22 protein-coding genes are annotated in these 22,986 nt (G+C 66.8%); 10 read left to right on the plus strand and 12 right to left on the minus strand.

Annotated elements, in window-relative coordinates; all coding sequences use genetic code 11:
* Window positions 1-12: 12 nt before the first annotated feature.
* The 7 genes from fliM to IP90_RS09505 all read left to right on the plus strand — a co-directional run bounded on the left by fliM (window position 13) and on the right by IP90_RS09505 (window position 5,270).
* Entirely contained in the window at window positions 13-1,092 is a 1,080-nt protein-coding gene (fliM, locus tag IP90_RS09475; protein WP_144899388.1) for a flagellar motor switch protein FliM, read from the plus strand.
* Window positions 1,089-1,427, plus strand: a complete 339-nt coding sequence (fliN, locus tag IP90_RS09480; protein ID WP_242007544.1) for a flagellar motor switch protein FliN — start codon at window positions 1,089-1,091, stop codon at window positions 1,425-1,427. Before fliM ends, fliN begins: the two co-directional genes overlap by 4 nt.
* Window positions 1,424-1,846: a flagellar biosynthetic protein FliO gene (gene fliO / locus IP90_RS09485; protein ID WP_144899389.1), complete on the plus strand. Its 423-nt coding sequence runs from the start codon at window positions 1,424-1,426 to the stop codon at window positions 1,844-1,846. Before fliN ends, fliO begins: the two co-directional genes overlap by 4 nt.
* Window positions 1,847-1,849: 3 nt before the next feature.
* A complete protein-coding gene (gene fliP, locus IP90_RS09490; RefSeq protein ID WP_144899390.1) occupies window positions 1,850-2,668 on the plus strand; it encodes a flagellar type III secretion system pore protein FliP in 819 nt (272 codons plus the stop codon).
* A 4-nt stretch (window positions 2,669-2,672) separates the two neighbouring features.
* Window positions 2,673-2,942 (plus strand): flagellar biosynthetic protein FliQ, encoded by a 270-nt coding sequence (locus tag IP90_RS09495; protein WP_144899391.1) that lies wholly within the window; start codon window positions 2,673-2,675, stop codon window positions 2,940-2,942.
* A gap of 7 nt (window positions 2,943-2,949) precedes the next feature.
* Window positions 2,950-3,741, plus strand: coding sequence for a flagellar biosynthetic protein FliR (gene fliR / locus IP90_RS09500; RefSeq protein ID WP_144899392.1), 792 nt, complete (start codon window positions 2,950-2,952; stop codon window positions 3,739-3,741).
* A 71-nt stretch (window positions 3,742-3,812) separates the two neighbouring features.
* On the plus strand, window positions 3,813-5,270 hold the full coding sequence (locus tag IP90_RS09505) for a GGDEF domain-containing protein (RefSeq protein ID WP_158635314.1): 1,458 nt from the start codon (window positions 3,813-3,815) through the stop codon (window positions 5,268-5,270).
* A 971-nt stretch (window positions 5,271-6,241) separates the two neighbouring features.
* Here IP90_RS09505 and IP90_RS09510 read toward each other — a convergent pair.
* The 12 genes from IP90_RS09510 to flhB all read right to left on the minus strand — a co-directional run bounded on the left by IP90_RS09510 (window position 6,242) and on the right by flhB (window position 19,478).
* Window positions 6,242-7,096 (minus strand): chemotaxis protein CheW, encoded by an 855-nt coding sequence (locus IP90_RS09510; protein ID WP_144899394.1) that lies wholly within the window; start codon window positions 7,094-7,096, stop codon window positions 6,242-6,244.
* A complete protein-coding gene (locus IP90_RS09515) occupies window positions 7,093-7,872 on the minus strand; it encodes a ParA family protein (RefSeq protein ID WP_144899395.1) in 780 nt (259 codons plus the stop codon). Before IP90_RS09515 ends, IP90_RS09510 begins: the two co-directional genes overlap by 4 nt.
* Window positions 7,872-8,837, minus strand: coding sequence for a flagellar motor protein MotD (gene motD / locus IP90_RS09520; protein WP_144899396.1), 966 nt, complete (start codon window positions 8,835-8,837; stop codon window positions 7,872-7,874). The genes IP90_RS09515 and motD overlap by 1 nt, the downstream gene beginning before the upstream one ends.
* Before the next feature lie 25 nt (window positions 8,838-8,862).
* On the minus strand, window positions 8,863-9,603 hold the full coding sequence (locus IP90_RS09525; protein WP_144899397.1) for a flagellar motor protein: 741 nt from the start codon (window positions 9,601-9,603) through the stop codon (window positions 8,863-8,865).
* Window positions 9,604-9,735: 132 nt separating this feature from the next.
* Window positions 9,736-11,574, minus strand: coding sequence for a chemotaxis protein CheA (locus IP90_RS09530; RefSeq protein WP_144899398.1), 1,839 nt, complete (start codon window positions 11,572-11,574; stop codon window positions 9,736-9,738).
* 276 nt (window positions 11,575-11,850) lie between these two features.
* The gene (locus tag IP90_RS09535; RefSeq protein WP_144899399.1) at window positions 11,851-12,459 is read right to left on the minus strand and encodes a protein phosphatase CheZ; all 609 of its coding nucleotides are present in this window, start codon (window positions 12,457-12,459) and stop codon (window positions 11,851-11,853) included.
* On the minus strand, window positions 12,459-12,854 hold the full coding sequence (gene cheY / locus IP90_RS09540) for a chemotaxis response regulator CheY (protein WP_277874205.1): 396 nt from the start codon (window positions 12,852-12,854) through the stop codon (window positions 12,459-12,461). Before cheY ends, IP90_RS09535 begins: the two co-directional genes overlap by 1 nt.
* An 83-nt stretch (window positions 12,855-12,937) precedes the next feature.
* Window positions 12,938-13,687 carry an RNA polymerase sigma factor FliA gene (locus IP90_RS09545; RefSeq protein WP_144899400.1) on the minus strand — a complete coding sequence of 250 codons (750 nt, stop codon included), beginning with the start codon at window positions 13,685-13,687 and terminating at the stop codon, window positions 12,938-12,940.
* A complete protein-coding gene (locus tag IP90_RS09550; RefSeq protein ID WP_144899401.1) occupies window positions 13,684-14,559 on the minus strand; it encodes a MinD/ParA family protein in 876 nt (291 codons plus the stop codon). The genes IP90_RS09545 and IP90_RS09550 overlap by 4 nt, the downstream gene beginning before the upstream one ends.
* On the minus strand, window positions 14,549-16,039 hold the full coding sequence (flhF, locus tag IP90_RS09555; protein ID WP_144899402.1) for a flagellar biosynthesis GTPase FlhF: 1,491 nt from the start codon (window positions 16,037-16,039) through the stop codon (window positions 14,549-14,551). Before flhF ends, IP90_RS09550 begins: the two co-directional genes overlap by 11 nt.
* Before the next feature lie 230 nt (window positions 16,040-16,269).
* Window positions 16,270-18,303 (minus strand): flagellar biosynthesis protein FlhA, encoded by a 2,034-nt coding sequence (gene flhA, locus IP90_RS09560; protein WP_144899661.1) that lies wholly within the window; start codon window positions 18,301-18,303, stop codon window positions 16,270-16,272.
* Window positions 18,304-18,332: 29 nt separating this feature from the next.
* Window positions 18,333-19,478 (minus strand): flagellar biosynthesis protein FlhB, encoded by a 1,146-nt coding sequence (flhB, locus tag IP90_RS09565; protein ID WP_144899403.1) that lies wholly within the window; start codon window positions 19,476-19,478, stop codon window positions 18,333-18,335.
* Window positions 19,479-20,310: 832 nt separating this feature from the next.
* Between flhB and IP90_RS09570 the strand changes: the two genes are divergently transcribed.
* From IP90_RS09570 to IP90_RS09580, 3 genes are read left to right on the plus strand one after another with little or no spacing between them, the layout of a single operon-like run.
* A complete protein-coding gene (locus IP90_RS09570) occupies window positions 20,311-20,616 on the plus strand; it encodes an STAS domain-containing protein (protein WP_144899404.1) in 306 nt (101 codons plus the stop codon).
* A complete protein-coding gene (locus tag IP90_RS09575; RefSeq protein ID WP_144899405.1) occupies window positions 20,613-20,978 on the plus strand; it encodes a response regulator in 366 nt (121 codons plus the stop codon). Before IP90_RS09570 ends, IP90_RS09575 begins: the two co-directional genes overlap by 4 nt.
* A 31-nt stretch (window positions 20,979-21,009) precedes the next feature.
* Window positions 21,010-22,974, plus strand: coding sequence for a chemotaxis protein CheA (locus IP90_RS09580; protein WP_144899406.1), 1,965 nt, complete (start codon window positions 21,010-21,012; stop codon window positions 22,972-22,974).
* The last annotated feature ends 12 nt before the right edge of the window (window positions 22,975-22,986 follow it).

The following is a 22,986-nucleotide window of genomic DNA, read 5'->3' on the forward strand; positions in this document are numbered from 1 at the left end:
GCGCCGACCATGATGAGCGACCTGCTGTCGCAAGACGAGATCGACGCGCTGCTGCATGGCGTCGACTCCGGCGCGATCGAGACCGAGGATCCGCCGCCGGAACCGGGCGTCGCCCGTTCCTACGACTTCGCCAGCCAGGACCGCATCGTCCGCGGCCGCCTGCCGACGCTGGAGATGATCAACGAGCGCTTCATCCGCACCTGGCGCATCGGCCTGTTCAACCTGCTGCGGCGCTCGGCCGACCTTTCGGTGCGCGGCATCGAGATGATCAAGTTCGGCGACTACCTGCATTCGCTGTATGTGCCCACCAACCTCAACCTGATCAAGCTCAAGCCGCTGCGCGGCGTCGGCCTGATCGTGTTCGAACCCAAGCTGGTCTACACGGTGGTCGACAACTTCTTCGGCGGCGACGGCCGCTATCCGGCCAAGATCGAGGGCCGCGAGTTCACGCCCACCGAAATGCGCGTGATCCACCTGCTGCTGAAGCAGACCTTCGCCGATCTGGTCGATGCGTGGGCACCGGTGATGAACGTGGACTTCGAGTACATCAATTCGGAAGTCAATCCTCACTTCGCCAACATCGTCAGCCCGCGCGAATACGTCGTGGTCAGCCGCTTCCACGTCGAGCTGGACGGCGGTGGCGGCGAGATCCACATCACCCTGCCCTATTCCATGCTCGAGCCGATCCGCGAACTGCTCGATGCGGGCATGCAGTCCGACCGCGTCGACAACGACGGCAGCTGGAAGCTGAGCCTGCAGGAGCAGCTGCGCACCGCGGAAGTGACGCTGTCCAGCGTGCTGGCCGAAAAACGCATCAACCTGCGCGAGCTCACCCGCCTGAAGATCGGCGACATCCTGCCGATCGACCTGCCCAAACAAGTGCCGCTGTGCGTCGAACGCGTGCCGGTGTTCACCGGCGAGTTCGGCATCCGCAACGGCAGCAACGCGGTGAAGATCGTCGCCAACCATCCACCCGGCACGCGCGTCGCGCCGGCCGTGCCCGCGGCACTGGCCGCACCAGCCGACAGGCCGCTCCCGGCCGCCGGCCTGCCATCGAACCTCCCCGTCGTCTTCCAGGACTCCGCGTCGTGAACACATCCGCAAACGAAGCCGCCAGCGCGGCGCAATTCGAATCGCTGCAGGCCGAAGCCGCCAGCAGCGACAACGACATGAGCCTGGACGTCATCCTCGACGTGCCGGTGGTGCTGTCGCTGGAAGTCGGCCGCACGCGCATGCCGATCCGCAATTTGCTGCAGCTCAACCAGGGCTCGGTGGTGGAACTGGAACGCGGCGCCGGCGAACCGCTCGACGTGTTCGTCAACGGCACGCTGATCGCGCATGGCGAAGTGGTGGTGGTCAACGACCGCTTCGGCGTGCGCCTGACCGACGTGGTCAGCCCCAGCGAACGCATCCGGCGCCTGCGATGAGCCTGACGATATCGACGATGCTCGCCGTGGCCGGCACCGGCACCGGCGCCGCCGCTGGCGGGAAGGTCGCGCAAGCCGCGCCGGCCGCGCCCGGTATCGGAGGCGCGCTGGTCGCGCTGGTGCTGGTGCTGGCGCTGATCCTCGGACTGGCGTGGCTGCTGCGGCGCCTGCCCGGCGCGCGACTGGGCCTGCATGCCAACGATCAGTTGCGCCTGGTCACCTCGCTCAACGTCGGCACCAAAGAACGCCTGCTGGTGGTGGATGTCGGCGGCGAACAGCTGCTGCTCGGCGTCAGCGCCGGCGGTATCTCGTCGCTGCATCGACTGTCGCAGCCGCTCGCCATGCCGGCGGCGCCGACGATGCCGAAGATGCCCGATTTCGCCGAACTGCTGGCCAAGCGCCTGCGCAAAGAGACCTGAGCCATGCGTCGTTTCCTGAGTTCATTGCTGGCGTTATGGCTGCTGTGCGCACCGATGCTGGCGCTGGCGCAAGCCAACGCCAACACCGCGCCGACAGCCACGACCACGGGCGTCGCCGCTGCGGCCAAGCCGACCGCTCCGAGCCTGCCGGCACTGCCCAAGGTCACCGTCGGCCAGGTCGGCGACAAGGCCGTAAGCCTGCCGCTGCAGACGCTGCTGCTGATGACGGCGATCACGCTGATTCCGTCTGCGTTGCTGGTGATGACTGCATTCACCCGCATCATCATCGTGCTCGGCCTGCTGCGGCAGGCGCTGGGCACCGGGCAGACGCCATCGAACCAGGTGCTGGTCGGGCTGGCGCTGTTCCTCACCATGCTGGTGATGCTGCCGGTCGGCCAGAAGGCCTGGGCGCAGGGCATGGCGCCGTACCTGGACGGGCAGATCGATTTCGCCACCGCCTGGCAGATGACCACCGCACCGCTGCGCGGCTTCATGCTGGCGCAGGTGCGCGACACCGACCTGATGACCTTTGCCGGTCTCGCCGGCCACGGCGCCTACGCCAGCCCTGCCGACGTGCCGTTCCCGATCGTGGTGGCCTCGTTCATCACCAGCGAACTGAAGACCGCGTTCGAGATCGGCTTCCTGGTGTTCATCCCGTTCGTGATCATCGACCTGGTCGTGGCCAGCGTGCTGATGTCGATGGGCATGATGATGCTGTCGCCGATGCTGGTGTCGGCACCGTTCAAGATCCTGCTGTTCGTGCTGGTCGACGGCTGGGTGCTGATCGTCGGCTCGCTGGCCGCCAGCTTCAACGCGGCCTGACGCGATGAATCCCGAAGTCGCACTCACCGAACTGCGCGGCGGCCTGGAAGTGGCGCTGTGGGTCGGCGGTCCTTTGCTGCTGGTGGTGCTGGTGGTGGGCGTGGTGATCGGCGTGATCCAGGCCGCGACCCAGCTCAACGAACCGACCATCGCCTTCGTCGCCAAGGCCGTCGCGCTGACCGCGGCGCTGTTCGCCACCGGCAGCTTCCTGCTCGGCACGCTGGTGGAATACACCACGTCGCTGTTCCAGCGCCTGCCGCACCTGATCGGCTGAAACGCGGATGGACGCCGCCACCCAGATGGTGATCGACGGCCAGCAGGCCTTCGGCGCCATCAATGCGGTGCTGTGGACGCTGCTGCGCACTGGTGCGTTGCTGATGGCCTCGCCGCTGATCGGCACGCCGGCGATTCCGCGGCGGGTGCGGGTGATGATCGCGGCGGCCTTGTCGTTCGCGCTGGCGCCGTTGTTGCCGCCGACGCCCGGACAGATCGTGTTCGATGCGGTCACCGTGCTCAACATCGCACGCGAACTGGCGATCGGCGCCAGCATGGGCTTCCTGCTGCGGCTGGCGTTCGAAGCCGGCGCACTGGCCGGCGAACTGGTCTCGCAGGGCACCGGCCTGGCGTTCGCGCAGATGTCCGACCCGCTGCGCGGGGTCAATTCCGGCGTCGTCGGCCAGTGGTTCTACCTGGCCTTCGGATTGCTGTTCTTCGCCCTCAACGGGCACCTCGCACTGGTGTCGCTGCTGGTCGACAGCTACCGCTCGCTGCCGGTAGGCGCGGCGCTACCCGATGTGCCGGCGATGCTGCAGGTCGCGCCGGCTTTCATGATGCAGGTATTGCGCGCCGGCTTGAGCCTGGCGCTGCCGGTGATGGTGGCGATGCTGGCGGTGAACCTGGCGTTCGGCGTGCTCGGACGCGCCGCGCCCGCGCTCAACCCGATCCAGCTGGGCCTGCCGACGGCGTTGCTGCTCGGGCTGTTCCTGCTCGCGCTGCTGTCCGGCGAACTCGGGCCGCCCGTGCAGCGCCTGCTCGACCAGGCCTTCGACGCGGCGCGGGAAGTCGCGGCCTAGCCATGTCGATCCTGCCCTCGAATCGTATTGCGCACGCCGGCCCCCCGTCGCCACGTGCAGCGGAACGGATAGTGATCGCCGGCAGCGCCATCGGCGTGATGGCCCTGCTGGCCATCGTGTTGTCGCTGCTGGCGATGGAACATCGCAGCGCCACGCACCTGGCGCGCCGCTCCGCCGGCAATCTGGTGCAGCTGATCGATGCCGACATCACGCGCAGCATCGGCCTCTACGACCTCGCGCTGCAGGGCGCCGCGACCGCCGCCGCGACGCCGGGAATCGACAAGCTGCCGCCGCAGTTGCGTCGCGAACTGTATTTCGGTCGTGCGGTCGCCGCACCGCACAGCGAGCGCATGCTGATTCTCGATGCCGATGGCCGCGTCATCGCCAATTCCGGTCGCGGCGATCATCTCCCCGCATCGTTCCGTGGCCGGCCGTGCTTCGACGTGCATGCGCGCGATCCCGCCCATGGCCTGTGCATCAGTTCACCCTACCGGCTGGGCGCAGGCGCGGACGCATGGCACATCGCCTTCAGCCGACGCGTCGCTTCGGCGGATGGCCGCTTCGCCGGCGTCGCCCTGGGCGAGATGAAACTGCGCTATTTCAGCGTCCTGTTCCGCAGCCTGGAGTTCGGCGCCTCCACCCATGTCAGCCTGCTGCAGCAGGACGGCGCGCTGCTCGCGCGCCATCCTTCCACCGGCCGTGACATGACCGGCACCGATTTCAGCGCCAGCCCCAATTTCCAGCGCATGGTGCGCGAGCGCGAAGGCAGCTTCACCGCACTGTCGGCGGTCAACGGCGAAGTGCGCCTGTTCACCTTTTCGCGGGTCGGCGAATTGCCGCTGGTGCTGCTGATCGCGATCTCGGCGGACGAGGTCTACGCGTCATGGCGGCGGACGGCAGCCCTGGTTGGCGGCGCCACGCTCCTGTTGTGCCTGACCGGCGTCGGATTTGCCTGGCTGCTGCGCCATGAACTGCGGTTGCGCCACGAAACCGGCGAACGCATGGCCGCGCTCGCCGCCACCGACCCATTGACCGGTCTCGCCAACCGGCGCCAGCTCGACGAGCGCCTGGATGCCGAGTGGCAACGCTCCTTCCACAACAAGCGACCGCTGTCGCTGCTGATGATCGATGTCGACCGCTTCAAGTGGGTAAACGACGTGCACGGCCACGCCCGCGGCGACGACATCCTTTGCACCATCGCCAACCTGATCCGCCAGCATCTGCAACGTCCCGCCGACGCAGGCGCCCGCTACGGCGGCGACGAATTCTGCGTGCTGTTGCCGGAAACCGATGAGTCCGGCGCTGCCGCGGTCGCCGAAGCGATCCGCGCCGACGTGCAGCGCATCCTGTCGCACGGCGGCGAGGCCGACGTCACGGTCAGCATCGGTTACGCCAGCCGGATCGCGACCCAGCACGAAGACGTGCTGTCGATGATCGCCATCGCCGACGCGGCGTTGTACGAAGCCAAGCATCGCGGGCGCAACAAGGTGGTGGGCGAACGATGCAGCGAGACCGACCTGGAGGCCTGATCCGGCGCTTTGTTGCCCCTACGTTTGCGGCAAGGGCGGAGAAGCGATTGGCGGCAACGACGCAAGTTCCCGACCCTTGCGGGTCGGCTTTTCCGCCCGCTACAACGCAACACCTCGCTCATCCTGAGCTTGTCGAAGGACGCAAGTTCCCGACCCTACGGGTCGGCTGTTCCGCCCGCTGCCGCGTGCGGGTCACTTTCTTTGCTGGCCCAAAGAAAGTAACCAAAGAAAGGGCCCGAAGCCGGCTTGGCTGCGTTGCACTCGATAGATGCCGATTCGGGGGCCGCTTTCGTCGTTGCCGGAGCTCTTGTTCTCGCTTGAAATTTGATTGCAGCGTTTGATCGCCCCCCCGCACTCTGCCGATCGCATTGGCTTTAGCTGCGGCTGTTAGCTGTTGACCTTGGCACGAACTACCAGCGATCCGAGCCACGCCATAGACCCGAAGGGCGGCGCACATGGATGTGCGCCGTTTTCCGACCGAGCCATGGATGGCGAGTCGGAAAATCCCCGAGGACTATCAACTGCATCGTTAGCTCTGATCGGGGAAGACCCTTTTCTTTGGTTACTTTCTTTTGGGTCAGCAAAAGAAAGTGACCCGCACGCGGAAGCGGGCGGAAGCGCTTTACAACAGCCGTAGGCTGGTCAAAACCGACCGGAAGGTCGGCAAATGCTGCGCAACTCCAACAGCCCAAGAGCAGAGTCACTGGATCCCGGCTTGCGCCGGGATGGCGAGCGGGCAAAGTCGCTGGATCCTCGCCTCGCTCATCCTGAGCCCGTCGAAGGACGCGTGAATGACGGCTTGGAGCAAAGATCAATATTTCGCGTAGGGCGCAATAACCGAAGGGCATTGCGCCGCATGGCTGTAGGAACCTCGCGTCATACGGCGCATTACGCCTTCGGCTAATGCGCCCTACAGGTCGAACGCTCGCCAACGAGGCCAGGTTATCGCCAAGGCCACCCGGAAACTCGACTCACTGCAACAACCGCGACGCATCCAGCAGGATGACCGTATCCCCCCCCAGCCGCGCGACGCCGCGAAACACCTGGTGGGTTAGCCGCGAGATGCGGGTATCGTCGGCCGGCTCGATCTGCGGGTCGTTGATCTTGGTCACGTCCTCGACCGCGCTGACGCGCAGGCCGAGCACGTCGCCGTTCTCCTCCAGCACTACTATGCGGGTGCCAGCATCCTCGCGGCAGGGTTCGCGGCCGAGGTACAGGCCCAGGTCCATCACCGGCACCACATGGCCGCGCAGGTTCATCACGCCGAGCATATGGCGTGGCGCGCCGCGCAACGGCAGCAGCAGGCCGGGCCGGATCACTTCCTGGATCTTGAGCAGTTCCAATGCGTAGTGTTGCCGGTCGCAGCGCAGGCGCAGCCAGCGCGTCGCACGGTCGCTGCTGCGGCGGCGATGGAAGGAGTCTTCCGCGGGCGGCGCCTGCATCAGCGATGCGGGCAACTGCGGCAGCGGATGTTGGGCGGCGATGGCGCTCCCATGAAGCCGGTTGGGGCTGAAGCCCCTCTCACAGTCGGGTTCTTCCATGAGTCCCCGAGCAGGCAGCGCCGGTGCGGGTGCCACTGGCGCTGGCATCGGTTTCGGCACGACAGGAGTCATGACAGCAGCAAAAACTGCCGGCGCTGGCGCGACCGTGGCGGTAGCAGGGGCCTCGACAGCAGCGAACGAGCTCGCGCCGGCATCGACAACATCGGAAATATCGACTGCAGCAACCGCATCGATCGCAAGAGGCACGGGCACAACAACGGCAGGCTCGGCAATCGTACCCAGCAATTCCAGCAGGTAGTCGTCGAGCGGCAACGCGCTGCTCACGCCGCCTGCTCCGCGATCGCGTGGTCGTTATGCAGGATCCAGTCCAGCGCGCGCGCGTACGCAGACAGCGCGCGCCCGGGCTGGCGCGCGCTGGCGGCGGGCCGGGTCAGCATGGCGGCGTTGCTGATCAGGGTGTCGCAGGGAATCGCTTCCTCCCACACGCAGTCGCCGTGCCGCTGGCGCATCTGGGCGAGCGCCTCGGCATCGGTGCGGGTGCGACGGTCGTGCAGGGTCGGCAGGATCGATACCTGCAGCGCGCGCCGGCGCGAGCGTTCGATCATCGCCGTGGTGCGGCGCATGCCGTCGAGGCCATGCAGCGCCAGTGGCTCGGTCTGGGTGGGAATGATCACGTGGTCAGCGGCGGCCAGTGCGTTGACCATCAGCAGGCCCAGCGTCGGCGGGCAGTCGAGCAGCACGTAGTCGTAGGCATTGCTTCGCGACAGCGCCTGCGACAGCGCCATGCCGAGTCCCGGCTGGGTGGCACTGCGACGTTCCAGTGTGGCCAGCGCGGACTGCGCCGCGACATAGCCGAGGTTCTCGATGTCGCTGCCGTTCGCCAGTGCTGACAGCGGCCGCGGCGGCGTCTCGAACAGGTCGATCACGCCCTGCGGCGCCGGTTCTGCCGGCATGCCGAAGGCATGGGTCAACGATGCACCCGGATCCAGGTCGATCGCCAGTACCCGCAAACCGCGCAGCGCCAGGCCGCGGCCCAGGGCCAGCGTGGTCGTGGTCTTGCCGACGCCACCTTTCTGGTTGGCGATTGCCCACACGCGCATCACTTCATCGCTCCGAAGTCGACCGGCAGTTGCGTTGCGCCGGTGGTGGAAGGGTCGCGATCCGCGCCGGCATCGTTCTGATTCGAGCGCGGCAAGGTATCGGCCGGCAACACCGCATGCAGTTGCGGCAACGATGCCGGTTGACTGCGATCGGCGAGGATCACCAGCAGCACGCGCCGGTTGGAATTGCGGCCCTGTTCGCTGGCGTTGTCGGCGATCGGGCGGAACTCGCCATAGCCGATCATCGCCAGCCGGTCAGGCGAGATGCCATCGCGCACAAAAAGGTGTACCACGCTGGCCGCGCGCGCCGCCGACAGTTCCCAGTTCGACGGGAACTGGAACGTGTTGATCGGGCGGTCGTCGGTATAGCCTTCGACGCGCACCGAATTGGGCACGCCGGCCAGCACGCCGGCCAGGCTGGATACGGTGTCGCGCGCCGCGGCTTCCAGCGTCGCCGATCCGGTCGGGAACAGGATGTCGCTATTGATCTGCACTTCCAGCCACAGCTCGGCGCGCTTGATCACCACCAGCTTGCGATCGATCAGAGGCGCCAGAGCGCGTTCCAGGTTGCCCGCGATCGACTCCAGCTGCTGCTTCGCGTCGTGCAGGCTGCGGCTGTCGACGGTCATGTTCATCTGCGAGGCCATCGCCGCCAGCAACGTGACGTTGGGCGCGGGCGACGGCGCGGACGGCCCGACCTTGGCGCCGGACTTGATCGGCGAAGGACGATCGAAGTCCGCGCCCTGCAGCTGGTGGTTGCCGACCTGTACCGGGTTGATCGTGCGCGGCGCGCCGCCGAACGCGGCGGTCAGCGCATCGGCCATGACCCGGTACTTGCCCTCGTTGAGCGTGGAGATCGCGTACATCACCACGAAGAAGGCCAGCAGCAGCGTCATCAGGTCGGCATAGGGGATCGCCCAGGCCTCATGGTTGACGTGTTCTTCCTGCTTGCGCTTGCGTGCCATCGTGGTTTCGCCATTCCCGCGCGCGTCAGTGCAGGAAGCCGGCGAGCTTGGACTCGATGTTGCGCGGGTTCTCGCCCTGCGCGATCGCGATCAGGCCTTCGATGATCATCTCGCGCTCGCGGCTGCGATGGTTGATGACGCTCTTGAGCTTGCTGGCCATCGGCAGGAAGAACAGGTTGGCCGAGGCGATGCCGTAGATGGTGGCGGTGAACGCGGCGGCGATGCCATGGCCGAGCTTGCTGGGATCGGCGAGATTCTTCATCACCGCGATCAGGCCGAACACTGCGCCTATGATGCCCAGCGTCGGCGCATACACGCCCATCGCCTCGAACACCTTGGCGGCGGCGAGGTCCTCGTGCTCCTGCCCGCTGAGGTCGATCTCCAGCATGTGCCGGATCGCCTCCGGCTCCAGTCCGTCGACCAGCATCTGCAGCCCCTTCTTCATGAACGCGTCGGGCTGCTCGTTGACCAGCGGCTCCAGTCCGAGCAGTCCCTGCTTGCGCGCGATGTTGCTCCATTCCACTATTTGCGCGACCAGCGTGGCGCGGTCGCTGGATGGCGGGCGGAACACCCAGGCGACGATCGCCGCAGCGCGTTTGAACACCGCCGGCGGCGTATGCACCATGATCGCGGCGACCGTGCCGAGGATCACGATCACGAACGCGGCCGAGGACCACAGCGACGACACGCCCGCACCCTTGAGGATACTGCCGCCGACCAGGGCCAGCAGTGCCAGGATGATGCCGATGACGCTGAAGATGTCCATATGATCCTGATATCGACCGTGATCGTTCAGACTTGAGTCGGCGGCGATGACGCCACCCGCAGTTTTTCTTCCTTGCCGACGCCGATGTCGGCATCGCACCACCCTTGCATCACGGCGCTTCGAACCGTCGCGTCAGTTCGCGCTCTCGCGCAGGCCATCGACATCCAAGATCAACGCCATGCGGCCATCGCCGATCAGCGTCGCACCGGCATAACCCGGCAGCCCGCGCACCGCGCGCGGCAGCGGCTTGATCACCACCTCCTCGCGGCCGCGTACCTGGTCGACGACCAGGCCGAAACGCTGCTCCCCCATCTGCAGCACCACGATCGTCAGCAGCGGTGGCTGCATCGGTTCCATCCCAAGCCAGCGGCGCAGGTCGACCAGCGGCATCGTGTTGCCCTGCCGGTCCAGTACCGGGCGTCCGTCGAACCAGCGCACCGACGACGGCGGCGCGTGCAGCACTTCCATCACCCGCGCCAGCGGCAGTGCGTAGACCGGTTCGCCGGCCTGCACCAGCAGCGTCGGCAGGATCGCCAGGGTCAGCGGCACGCGGATCACGAAGCGGCTGCCGCGACCGAGTTCGGAATGGATCTGGATCTGCCCGCTCAGTTCGCGGATGCGCGACTGCACCACGTCCATGCCGACGCCGCGCCCGGAAATGTCGGTGACTTCCGCCTTGGTCGAGAAGCCGGCCATGAACACCAGTTGCAGGCAGTCGTCATGGCCGAGGCGTGCGGCGGCTTCCGCGTCGATCAGGCCCTTTTCGCGCGCCTTGGCGCGCAGCCGCTCGGGATCGATGCCGGCACCGTCGTCGCGGATCTCGATGCTGACGTAGTCGCCTTCCTGCTGTGCGGACAGGCAGACGCGGCCCGCGCGGGGCTTGCCGGAGGCCTCGCGCACGTCGGGCTGCTCGATGCCATGGTCGATGGCATTGCGCACCAGGTGCACCAGCGGATCGGCGAGCGCATCGACCAGGTTGCGGTCCAGCTCGGTCTCGGCGCCGACCAGTTCCAGCTCGACTTCCTTGCGCAGGGTGCGGGCGACATCGCGCGCCACCTTCGGGAAACGCGAAAACACCTTGCCGACCGGCTGCATGCGCGTGCGCATCACCGCGTTCTGCAGACGCGCGGTGGCGATGTCCAGGCTGCTGACCGCGCGATCCAGTTCCTCGTCGCGGATGCGCGCGCGCAGCGTCTTCAGGCGGTTGCGCGACAGCACCAGTTCACCGACCAGATTGACGATGGCATCGAGCCGCTTGGTATCGACGCGGATGGTCTGTTCGGGTTCGGCACTGCGTGTCGCCGCAGGTTTTGCCGGAGCAACGCCTGACGGCGGCGGTATTGTCGCAGGCGCAGGACGTGGGGCCGCGACCGGGGCAGCGGCAGTGATGCCCGGCGCAGCGCTGCCATGCAACTGGTCCAGCAACGCCTCGAATTCGTCGTCGTCGATCAGATCGCTCGCCGATTTCGGCTTGGCGGCGATCGGCGCCACGGCGCCCTGCAACTGGTCGAGCAGCGCTTCGAACTCATCGTCGTCGATCAGGTTGCTACCGCCACCGGCGATCATCGGCGCCGCGGCCGGCGCTGCAGGCACGCCATGCACATCGAACCGCGCGATCAGTTCGTCCGGCGCGTGCGGCGGCTCCTCGCTGTTGGCGACCGCGTCGAGCATGCGCTGCAGGTAGTCCAGCGACTGCTGCGCGGCGTCGAAGTGCTGCGATTCCAGCGTCGTCTGGCCGGCGCGCACCGCGCCCAGCGCCTCCTCGGCGGCGTGACACAGGTTCACCATCGCATGGATGGCCAGGAATCCGGCGCCGCCCTTCAACGTGTGGAAACCGCGGAACACGGCATTGAGCTGCTCGCTGTCGCCGGGGTCGTGTTCCAGCGTGACCAGTTGCTCGCCGAGCCGGTCGAGAATCTCCTGCGCCTCGATCAGGAAGTCGGCGGCGATTTCGGCGGTGACGGCGGACATGGGAGGTTTCGCGGGCTCGGTGGCTACGGTGATGAATTGATTTTCAGATGCAGGGGAGCGTGGAATGCAGTGAAGACATGACGGCCTTTGCTCTGCATGCTGCGCCGTTCTTCTTTTTTATCCGTCATCATCCCGAGCGCAGCGAGGGACCTGCTTCATGCTTCGCCGAACCCAAAAAGGTTCCTCGCTACGCTAGGGATGACAGGAAAGTGGAATCGGCGGGCAATACCTGCCTCTTTTTGCAAATCACCAATCACCAATCCCTAATCCGGGCCCCTAAAGCCCCAACCCCGACAACAGATCGTCGGCGTCATCCTGCGAAAACGCATTGCGGTCGATCCCCGCGATCGCAGGACCGGCGAGGTCTGAGTTCTGTTTTTTTTCCGGTGGCGGCAGGCCGAGTGCGCCGAAACCTTCGTGCACGCGACGGACGATGCCGGCGACGCGGCGGATGATCTGGCCGGTGAGGTCCTGGTAGCTCTGGGCAAGCGCCAGTTCGGAAAGATGGCTGCGGATGCGATCGATCAGTACCGTCTGCTCCGGCGCCAGTGCCGTCGCCTTCAGCTGATCGGCGATGCCGCGGCATTGTTCGGCCAGGTCCAGGGTCTTGTGGCTGGCCTGTTCGGTCATGGCAACGACGTGGTCCAGGCGCGCGCAGGCATCGTCGAGATCGCCACCATGCGCGGGCGGCAGTTCGCCGAGGGTCTGCGCCAGTTCGCGCGCCAGCCGGCCGAGGCCCTGCATCATCGGCTGCGTGCGCCATGCGGCGATGGCATCCAGTTCGCGGCGCCAGCCGGCTTCGTCGCCCTGTTGCAAAGCATCCAGCGCATGCTGCAGTTTCTCCACCAGCACGGCTCGGCCGGCGGTTTCGGTCGCGATCTGCATCAGGCCGCGACTCCGAGCCGCTCGAAGATCTTGCCGAGCTTCTCTTCCAGCGTCTGCGCGGTGAACGGCTTGATGATGTAACCGTTCACGCCGCACTGCGCGGCCTCGATGATCTGCTCGCGCTTGGCCTCGGCGGTGACCATCAGCACCGGCAGCGCCTTGAAGCGCTCGTCGGCGCGGATCGCCTTCAGCAGTTCGATGCCGGTCATGCCGGGCATGTTCCAGTCGGTCACCACGAAGTCGAACGGCCCCTGCGCCAGCGTGGCCAGCGCGCTGTTGCCGTCTTCGGCCTCGGCGGTGTTGGTGTAGCCCAGGTCGTTGAGCAGGTTCTTGATGATGCGGCGCATCGTCGAGAAATCGTCGACGATCAGGATGCGCATGTTCTTGTTGGCGATCACGTGGAACTCCGTCAATTCGTCCTGCCTGGATGCGCGTAAGGCCCGCATCCGATGCCATATCGGCCCGCGCCGGGAATTCTTCAGTCGTCGGCGAGGCCGGCATCGGCGCTTTCGAACACGTCCAGACGGCCGCGCAGGCGGACCATGGCCTGGCCGTGGATCTGGCAGACGCGCGATTCGCTGACGCCGAGCACCGCGCCGATTTCCTTGAGGTTCAATTCCTGCTCGTAGTACATCGACAGCACCAGCTGTTCGCGCTCGGGCAACTGGCCGATGGCCTTGACCAGCGACTGGCGGAACTCGCTGCGTTCCAGCAGGTGCTGTGGCGACGGCCCGCCGGTACGGGTGGTGTTGGGCTCGCCGTGGTCGTCGACGTGCGACTCCAGGCTCAGCACCTGGCCGCGCGAAGCATCCTCGAGCAGGCGCAGGTATTCGGGCAGCGGCATGTCCATCGCCGCGGCCACTTCGGTGGCGATCGCGGCGCGGCCGGTGCGCTGTTCGATCTCGCGCACGGTAGACGCGGCCTGTCGCGCACGCCGGTGCACCGAGCGCGGCACCCAGTCGCCACGGCGGATCTCGTCGATCATCGAGCCGCGGATGCGGATCGAGGCGTAGGTCTCGAACGAGGCGCCCTGGTCGGCGTCGTAGCTGCGCGAAGCCTCGATCAGGCCGATCATGCCGGCCTGGATCAGGTCGTCGACCTCGACGCTGGCCGGCAGGCGCGCGACCAGGTGGTGGGCGATCCGGCGCACCAGGTCGGCGTGCGTGGTGACGCAGTCGGTGGCCGCGGCGCGCGCGACCGCCTTGTATTGGGCTGCGGCGGAACTCATGCGGCGACACTCCCGCTGATCATGCGTTCGACGAAGAATTCGACGTTGCCGCGCGCCGCGGCCGGCGGCTGCCAGCGTGCGGCCAGCCGCGCGATGTCGTTGATGGCGCGGGCCGAAGGGCTGCCCGGATACGCCTTCACCACCGCCTGCTGGCGTTGCACCGCGCGCCGCAGCCAGTCGTCCTGCGGCACTGCGCCCAGGTAATGCAGGGCGACGTCGCCAAGGAAGCGTTCGCAGACGCGTGCGAGTTTTTCGTACAGCCTGCGACCCTCGTTGGGATCGCGGACCATGTTGGCGACCACATGCACGCGATCGACGCCGCGCTCGCGCGACAGCACCTTGACCAGCGCGTAGGCATCGGTGATCGAGGCCGGCTCGTCGCAGACCACCACCACGGTGTCCTGCGCGGCCTGGCAGAAGGTCAGCACGCTGTCGGTGATGCCGGCGGCGGTATCCACGACCATCACATCCAGCGCGCGCTGCAATTCGGAGAACACGTGGACCAGGCCGACGTGCTCGGCCGGTTGCAGTTCGGCCATGTGCCGGAAACCCGACGACGCGGGCACGATCAGCAGCCCGTCCGGGCCTTCGACCAGCACCTCGTCCAGCGTGCAGCGGCCGGCGACCAGGTCGGCCAGCGTGTGGCGCGGCGACAGGCCCAGCAGCACGTCGACGTTCGCAAGCCCGAGGTCGGCGTCCATCAACAGGGTGCGCTTGCCCTGCTCGGCCAGCGACACGGCGAGGTTGACCGACAGGTTGGTCTTGCCGACGCCGCCCTTGCCGCCGGTGATCGCGATCACGCGCACCGGATGGAAGTCACCCACGGCCGCTGGCGTGCTGCGCGGACTGGTGTGCAACAGGTCAGGCGACATGGCTGGCCTCCGCGTGGCAGGGTTCTTCCGACTGGCGCCGCAGCTGGTCCAGGCGCAGCACCAGGTGCGCGCTGTTCGCGCGATGCAGGTCACGTGGCACGTGCTGGCCGTCGGTGATCCAGGCGATCGGCAGCTGATGGTTCACCACCACCGACAGCGCACTGCCGAGGCGTCCGGTCTCGTCCAGCTTGGTCAGCACCACGCCCTGCGGATTGGCGTTGCCGAAGCGGCGCACGACTTCGTCCAGGTCGCAGAAATGCGAATTGGCCGGCAGCACCAGCAGGGTGTGCACCTGACCGGAAGTGCGCAGCCAGTTGAGCTGGCCGACCAGGTTGCGGTCGCGCTGGCCGAGGCCGGCGGTATCGATCAGCACCAGCTTGTAGTCGCGCAGGCGCTGCAATGTCTGCGCGAGGCCGGCATCGCTGTCGGCTTCGTGCACGGCGATTCCGAGCTGGCGGCCGTAGCTGTGCAGTTGCTCGCGGCCGCCGACGCGGACGGTGTCGGTAGTGACCAGGGCCACGTCGCGGGCGTTGTGCGTGGCGGCGAACGACGCGGCGAGCTTGGCGATGGTCGTGGTCTTGCCGGCGCCGGTCGGGCCGACCAGCGCGATCACGCCGCCCTGCTGCAGCGGATCGACCGGGATGATCGGCAGCTTGCGCGACAGCAGGCCCAGCATCAGGCCACGGCCGCGGTGCAGTTCGGTGTCGGCGGGAATCTGCAGCGCGACCTCGCGGGTGATGCAAGGGTCGAAGCCGTATTCCTCCATCAGGTCCATCGCCTGCATGCGCACCGGCGAACCGCGCAGGCGTTCGTCGGTGAGGCGATGCATCTCGCGTTCGATCATCTCGCGCATCGAAGCCAGCTCGCTGCGCATCTGCACAAGCTGCTGGTCGTCCTCGCGCGCCTGAACGGTGTTGTCGGCGACCACGGTCAAGGCCGGTTCGATGGCGGCGCTTTCCAGCGGCGGCAAGGGCTGCGGCGGCACGATCCTGGGCAGGGCCAGCAGCGGCAGCTCGTCGCCTTCCATCTCCCGCTGCGCCGGCGCCGACACCGGCGCCAGCGTGGCGGCGAGTTGTGCGGCAAAGGATGGCGACGGCGGCGTTTCGGTGGCTGGCGTCATCGCCGCGGCTGTCGGCGTGGCCGATGCGGCATGCGGATGGAAGTAGGCGGCGGCCGCTTCGGCAGGCGACGGCGCGCGCACGGTGGCGGCCTGCGCTGCCGAGACTGCGGGCGTGGCCTGGCGTAATGGCGGCGCGATTTCTGCAAGCGTCGACGCAGTTGCAGGCGCGACCGGCGTCGACGGGCGCATCGCTTCCAGCGTGCGCTGCACCAGCGCCTCGTCGTAGTTGGTGGCGGCGACGATCTCGATGCCGTCGTCGGTCACGCGGTTGGACAGGATTACCGCATCCGGACCCTGCTCCTGGCGCACCATCGCGAACGCGGTACGCATGTCGGGAGCTATGAAGCGTTTGATTTTCATGGGGTGATTGGTGATTCGTGATTGGTGATTGGTTGGTGGTGATTCGTTGCTCGTGACCGGTTTTTCGCAATTTGAAGCAGCACCACATCCATTCGTAAGCGTTCTGCTTGTTGGTACCCGGTAGGTTCAGTAGCCGCGTTCATTCCTGTATCTCCACTTGCGGTGATCAGCTCTTGCTAATCACCAACCACCAATAACGAATCACCACCAACCAATCACCAATCTCGGCCTCACGTGATCGTCCCCACCAGCTTCAGCCGCTTGTCCTCCGGCACTTCGCTGTAGGCGAGCACCGACAACGAAGGCACGCTGTGCCGCACCAGTCGCGCCAGCGCGGCGCGTACCGAGCCGGGCACCAGCACCACGGCCGGTTCGCTGCGCGCTTCCTGCCGGGTGACGCAATCGGACAGGCTCTGGTGCAGGCGTTCTGCCAGGCCCGGTTCCAACGCGGCGCCGGTGCCTTGCGTGGAGTCCTGCAAGACGCGTTCCAGTGGTGGCGCCAAGGTATAGACGGGCAGCTCCGGCGCCATGCCGGAGATTTCCTGCACGATGAAGCGGCCCAGCGCGTTGCGCACCGCTGCGGTCAGCGCGGCGTGGTCGGGGTTCTGCGGCGCGAATTCCACCAGCGCCTCGACGATGCGACGCAGTTGCCGCAGCGGCACGCGTTCGATCAGCAGGTTCTGCAGCACGCGTACCACCGTCGCCAGTGGCAGCAGCTTCGGGGTCAGGTCCTCGACCAGCTTCGGCGCGTTGCGGCCGAGCGTGGCGAGCAGTTGCTGCACTTCGTCGTGACCGAGCAGTTCCGGCGCGTGTTCGCGCACCAGATGGGAAAGATGCGTGGCCACCACGGTAGATGCGTCCACCACGGTGTAGCCCAGCGATTCGGCGTGCGCGCGCTGGTGCGCGTGGATCCACACCGCGTCCAGGCCGAACGCCGGATCCTTGCCGGGAATGCCGTCGAGCGGACCGAACGCGCCGCCGGGATCCAGCGCCAGTTCGCGATCCGGATGCACTTCCGCCGCCGCCACCGGCACGCCGTGCACCAATAACCGATAGCCGCTGGCCGGCAGTTCGAGGTTGTCGCGGATGTGCACGGCCGGGATCAGGAAACCCAAGTCCTGGGTCAGCTTGCGGCGCACGGCCTTGATCCGCGACATCAGTTCGCCGCCCTGCGCCTTGTCCACCAGCGGGATCAGGCGATAGCCCACTTCCAGGCCAAGCGGATCGGTCGGGCGTACTTCGTCCCAGCCCAGTTCGGCCGAAGTGTTGCCGGGTGCCGGCAGCGCCTGCAGCGGGCCGGTTTCAACCGCCTGGCTTTTCTTCCACAGCTTGAAGGCGATGTAGCCGAGGACCGCCGCCAGCGTCAAAAAGGCGACGTTCGGCATGCCCGGCACCAGGCCGACCACGCCCAGCAGCGTCGCGGCGATCGCCAGCGCCTTGTGCTGGCCGAATACCTGGCCAACCATCGCGCCGCCCATGTCCTGCGCACGCGAGGCGCGCGTGACCAGCATCGCCACCGACGACGACACCAGCAGCGCCGGCAGCTGCGCGACCAGGCCGTCGCCGATCGACAGCAGCGTGTAGATCTTCGCCGCCTCGCCGAACGGCAGGCCGTGCTGCAGCACGCCGATGGCGAGGCCGCCGACCATGTTGATGAACAGGATCAGGATGCCGGCGATGGCGTCGCCGCGGATGAACTTGCTGGCGCCGTCCATCGCGCCGTAGAAATCGGCTTCCTCGCGTACCTCCTCGCGCCGCGCCTTGGCCTCCTCGCGCGTCAGCAGGCCGGCGTTGAGGTCGGCGTCGATCGCCATCTGCTTGCCGGGCATCGCGTCGAGGATGAAGCGCGCCGACACTTCCGAGATGCGCCCGGCGCCCTTGGTGATCACCACGAAGTTGATGATGGTCAGGATCGCGAACACCACGATGCCGACCGCGAAATTGCCGCCGACCACGAATTCGCCGAACGATTCGATCACCTTGCCGGCCGCGCCGGGGCCGTCCTGGCCGTGCAGCAGCACCACGCGGGTGGAGGCCACGTTCAGCGCCAGGCGCAGCATCGTGGTCATCAGCAGCACGATCGGGAAGATCGTGAAGTCCAGTGGCCTGCGCACGTACACCACCGCCAGCAGCACCACCAGCGAGATCGCGATGTTGAAACTGAAGAGGATGTCCAGCACCACCGGCGCCAGCGGCACCACCACCATCGCCAGCATCGCCATCACGATGATCGGCGCACCCAGGCCATGCCTGAGCATGTCCATCACGCGCGCGGTCGGCGTGGCCGGACTGCTCACGGGCGCAGCCTGCCGGCGCCGTTCGCGCCTTCATCGACCTCGATCGTCGGCAGTTCCGGCGACGGCGCCGCACCATTGCGCCAGGCGCGCAGCTGGTAGACGTAGGACAGGATCTGGGCGACGGCGGAATACAGTCTCACGGGGATCTCGCGGCCTATTTCGCCTTCCCGATACAAGGCGCGTGCCAAAGGCGGCGACGAAACGATGGCGACCCGGTGCTGCTCGGCGATTTCGCGGATGCGGTGCGCCAGTTCGTCGACGCCCTTGGCGACCACCCTGGGTGCGCCCATCTTTCCGTTCTCGTATTTCAGCGCCACCGCATAGTGGGTGGGATTGACCACGATCACGTCGGCGGACGGCACGTCCTCCATCATCCGGCGCTGCGACATCTGGTGCTGCAGCTGGCGGATGCGGCCCTTCACTTCCGGGCGGCCTTCGCTTTCCTTCATCTCCTCGCGCAGTTCCTGGCGCGTCATCATCAATTTGCGGCGGTGGTTCCACTTCTGGTACGGCGCGTCGATCACCGCCAGCAGCACCAGCGCGCCGGCAGTGGCGAACAGCAGCGTGCCGGTGAAGCCCAGACCCGAACGCGCGGCCTGCTCCAGCGGCATGTCCAGCAACGCGGTCAGCTGGTCCAGGCCCAGCTTCAGGCACAACGCGGCGGCACCGCCGACCAGCGCCACGCGCAGCAGCGACTTGAACAGTTCAGCCACGCTTTCCTGGCCGTACAGGCGCTTCAGGCCGGACGCCGGATTGAGCCGCTTGAAATCGGGCATCAGCGACTTCGACGAGAACGAGATGCTGCCCAGCAGCAGCGGTCCGACCAGCCCGGCCAGCACGCAGATGCCGGCGATCGGGGCGACCACCCACAGCAGTTCCAGCAGCAGTTCTCCGACGTGTCCGAACAGCGCGTCGGGATGCTGGCGCAATGCCGGATCGGGCGTCAGCGCGTGCTGCATCCAGCCCAGCGACTGCCGCGCCAGCGAAGGCATCGTCGCGGCGATGGCGATCACGCCGGCACCGAACACCGCCGCCGTCGCCAGCTCACGCGAGCGCGGGATGTTGCCCTGCTCGCGCGCCTCGCGCAGGCGCTTTTCGCTGGGTTGTTCGGTGCGTTCGCCGCTTTCGTCCTGCTCGGACATGGGTACTGGGGTTGGGCGGGGTCAGGCGGGGGGATGCAAGGTCTGTTCCGGAATGTGCCGAAAGTTCGACTTGGGGACCGTCTTCCGAGGGACGTTGAGCCAATGGCTTGCAAGACGCGCCAGCACTGCCGATAAGGGCAAAATCAAGTGCTTCCGTGCGCTAAAGCGCCCGGGTCACTTTCTTTGATGGCCCAAAGAAAGTAACCAAAGAAAGGGCCCGAAGCCGGCTTGGCAGCCGTTGCACTCGACGGGCGCTGGTCGATGCCGCTTTCGTCGTTGCCGGAGTTCTTGTTCCTGCCTGAAATTTGATTGCTGCGCATGGTCGCCCTTTGCACTCTGCCGATCGCGTTGGCTTTAGCTGCGGCTATTAGCTGTTGACCTTGGCACGAACTACCACCGATCCGAGCCACTCCATGGACCCGGAGGGCGGCGCACATGGATGTGCGCCGTTTTCCGACCGAGCCAGGAGGGCGAGTCGGAAAATCTACGAGGACTACAACGTGCAACGTGAGCTGTGATCGGGGAAGACCCTTTTCTTTGGTTACTTTCTTTTGGGTCATCAAAAGAAAGTGACCCGCACGCGCTGCGGGCGGAAGCTCTGCACTTGCGGCAAAGAGCGGTGGAGCGAGCCCAGCTTCTAAAACAAGCAAAGTCACTGGATCCCCGCCTTCGCGAGGATGACGGCTAAGAAGCAATGGCAACATCAAGGGCAAGGGCAAGAGGCAGCAGATGAAGCGTCGCCGCAAGATGCCATCTCGCCAATCCGACGACAGCCTCAAGACTCCACCCCCGCTGCCGATACCCCACAACAAGCTGTCCAGTCGGAGAGACGATGAGCGCTGTGCTTCTGGGCGACGACCTCGGCATCGAGGCCGCCGCGGAACTGAAACAACAACTGGCCGCCCACCTGGCGCAGCCGCAGCCGCTGGCGCTCGACGCCGGCGCCGTGCAGCGCGTGCATACCGCCTGCGTGCAGGTGCTGTGCACGTTCTTCCGCGAACGCCGGCAGGCCGGTCGCGACACCGGATTCGCCGCCGCCAGCACATCCCTGCGCGACGCCGCACGCCTGCTGGGCGTGACCGAACCCCTGGGCCTGGCCCATACCGATCATCAATCAGCGGGAGCACACGCGGCATGAGCGCACGCATTCTGGTAGTGGACGATTCGGCCTCGATGCGACAGATGGTCGCGTTCGCCCTCACCTCCTCCGGCTTCGCCGTGGAGGAAGCCGAAGACGGACAAGTGGCGCTGGCACGCGCCCGCGGCCAGCGTTTCAACGCGGTGGTCACCGACGTCAACATGCCCAACATGGACGGCATCACCCTGATCCGCGAACTGCGCCAGCTGCCCGAATACAAGTTCACGCCGATGCTGATGCTCACCACCGAATCGGCCGCCGACAAGAAATCCGAAGGCAAGGCCGCCGGCGCCACCGGCTGGCTGGTCAAGCCGTTCAACCCGGAACAGCTCGTCGCCACCATCCACAAGGTGCTGGGCTGATCGCCCGCGCCATCGCCGACAGGTACCACCGATGTCCATGGACATGCAGCGTTTCCACGCCGTCTTCTTCGAGGAAAGCCACGAAGGCCTCGAAGCCATGGAGGCCGGGCTGTTGTCGCTGGAACAGGGCGACCGCGACGCCGAGCTGATCAATTCGATCTTCCGCGCCGCGCATTCGATCAAGGGCGGCGCGGCGACGTTCGGCTTCGAGTCGATCGCCGGCCTGACCCACGTGCTGGAAACCCTGCTCGACGAATGGCGCGCCGGCCAGCGCGCGATCACCGCAGTGGCCATCGATGCGATCCTTGCCGCGGTGGACGCACTGCGCAGCCTGCTGGCGGAAGCCGAGCACGGCCAGGCGGCGGATCCGGTCGCCGTGCAGGCCGTGCATGCGCGACTCACTGCGGCGCTGGTCGACGATGCCATCGGCGCGGCCGCAACGACATCGGGCCCTGCGGCAACGACGGACAACGCGGCGCCGGAAGGCTGGCGCATCGGTTTCACGCCCTCGCCTTCGCTGTTCATGAGCGGCAACGATCCGCTGCGCATCCTGCGCGAACTCGAACGCCTGGCACCGCTGCAGGTCGCGTGCCGGCTCGAGCGCCTCCCCGGATTCGCGCAACTCGACCCGCTGGAAGCCTATCTGGCGTGGGATCTGGGCCTGCACGGCAGCGTGCCGCGCGGCGCCATCGACGATGCCTTCGCCTGGGTGGTCGACGATTGCGAGTTGGACATTGCCCCGGTCGTGGCAGCGACGACTGCCGTGGCATCGGTCACGCCAGCGGCAACCGCGCCTGCAGGCAATCCCGGCAACGCACATGATGTGGCCGAAACTTCGATCCGCGTCGGCGTCGACAAGATCGACGGCCTGATCAACCTGGTCGGCGAACTGGTGATCACGCAGGCCATGCTCAAGCAGGTGTCCGGCGTGCTCGATCCGGCCCAGTGCGAACGCCTGTTCGCCGGCCTGGATCTGCTCGAACGCAATACCCGTGACCTGCAGGAAGCGGTGATCGGCGTGCGCATGCTGCCGGTCGACGCCGTGTTCCGCCGCTTCCCGCGGCTGGTGCGCGACCTGTCGACGCGACTGGGCAAGCAGGTGCGGCTGCGCACCATCGGCGAAGGCACCGAACTGGACAAGGGCCTGATCGAACGCATCGCCGATCCGCTGGTGCACCTGGTGCGTAACTCGATCGACCACGGGCTGGAAACGCCGGAAGCACGGCGCCAGGCCGGCAAGGACGAGACCGGCACGATCACGCTGGCGGCCTCGCACCAGGGCGGCCACATCGTGATCGAAGTCAGCGACGACGGCCGCGGCCTGGATCGCGCGCGCATCCTGGCCAAGGCCGCCGAACGCGGTCTCGCCATTCCCGACAATCCCAGCGACCACCAGGTCTGGGACCTGATCTTCCAGCCCGGATTCTCCACCGCCGAAACCGTCACCGACGTCTCCGGACGCGGCGTCGGCATGGACGTGGTCCGTCGCAACATCCAGGTCCTCGGCGGCGAAGTGCAGCTGGAAAGCGCCGCCGGCAGCGGCACGCGCGTGGTGATCCGGCTGCCGCTGACGCTGGCCATCCTCGACGGAATGGCAGTGTCGGTCGGCGACGAAACCCTGATCCTGCCGCTGTCGTACGTGCTGGAAGCGCTGCAGCCGCAGCCCGGCGACACCCACGTCATGGCCGGCGACAGTCGCGTGCTGCGCGTGCGCGGCGAGTACCTGCCGGTGATCTCGCTCAGCGAGCACTATCGCTACGGTGCGCGCGGCGACGGTGATCCGCTTGTGGTGGTGGTCGAAGTCGAAGGCCGCAAACTGGCGCTGGAAGTGGACGAACTGATCGGCCAGCAGCAGGTCGTGGTCAAGAACATCGAAAACAACTACCGCCGCATCGACGGCATTTCCGGCGCCACGATCCTGGGCGATGGACGCGTCGCGCTGATCGTCGACATCGGCGGCCTGATCCGCTCGCTCAGGATGCCGCAGGCCGCCTGAGCGCCGCCGTCC

The organism is Luteimonas cucumeris, from assembly GCF_007830035.1.
GTDB lineage: Bacteria > Pseudomonadota > Gammaproteobacteria > Xanthomonadales > Xanthomonadaceae > Luteimonas_C > Luteimonas_C cucumeris.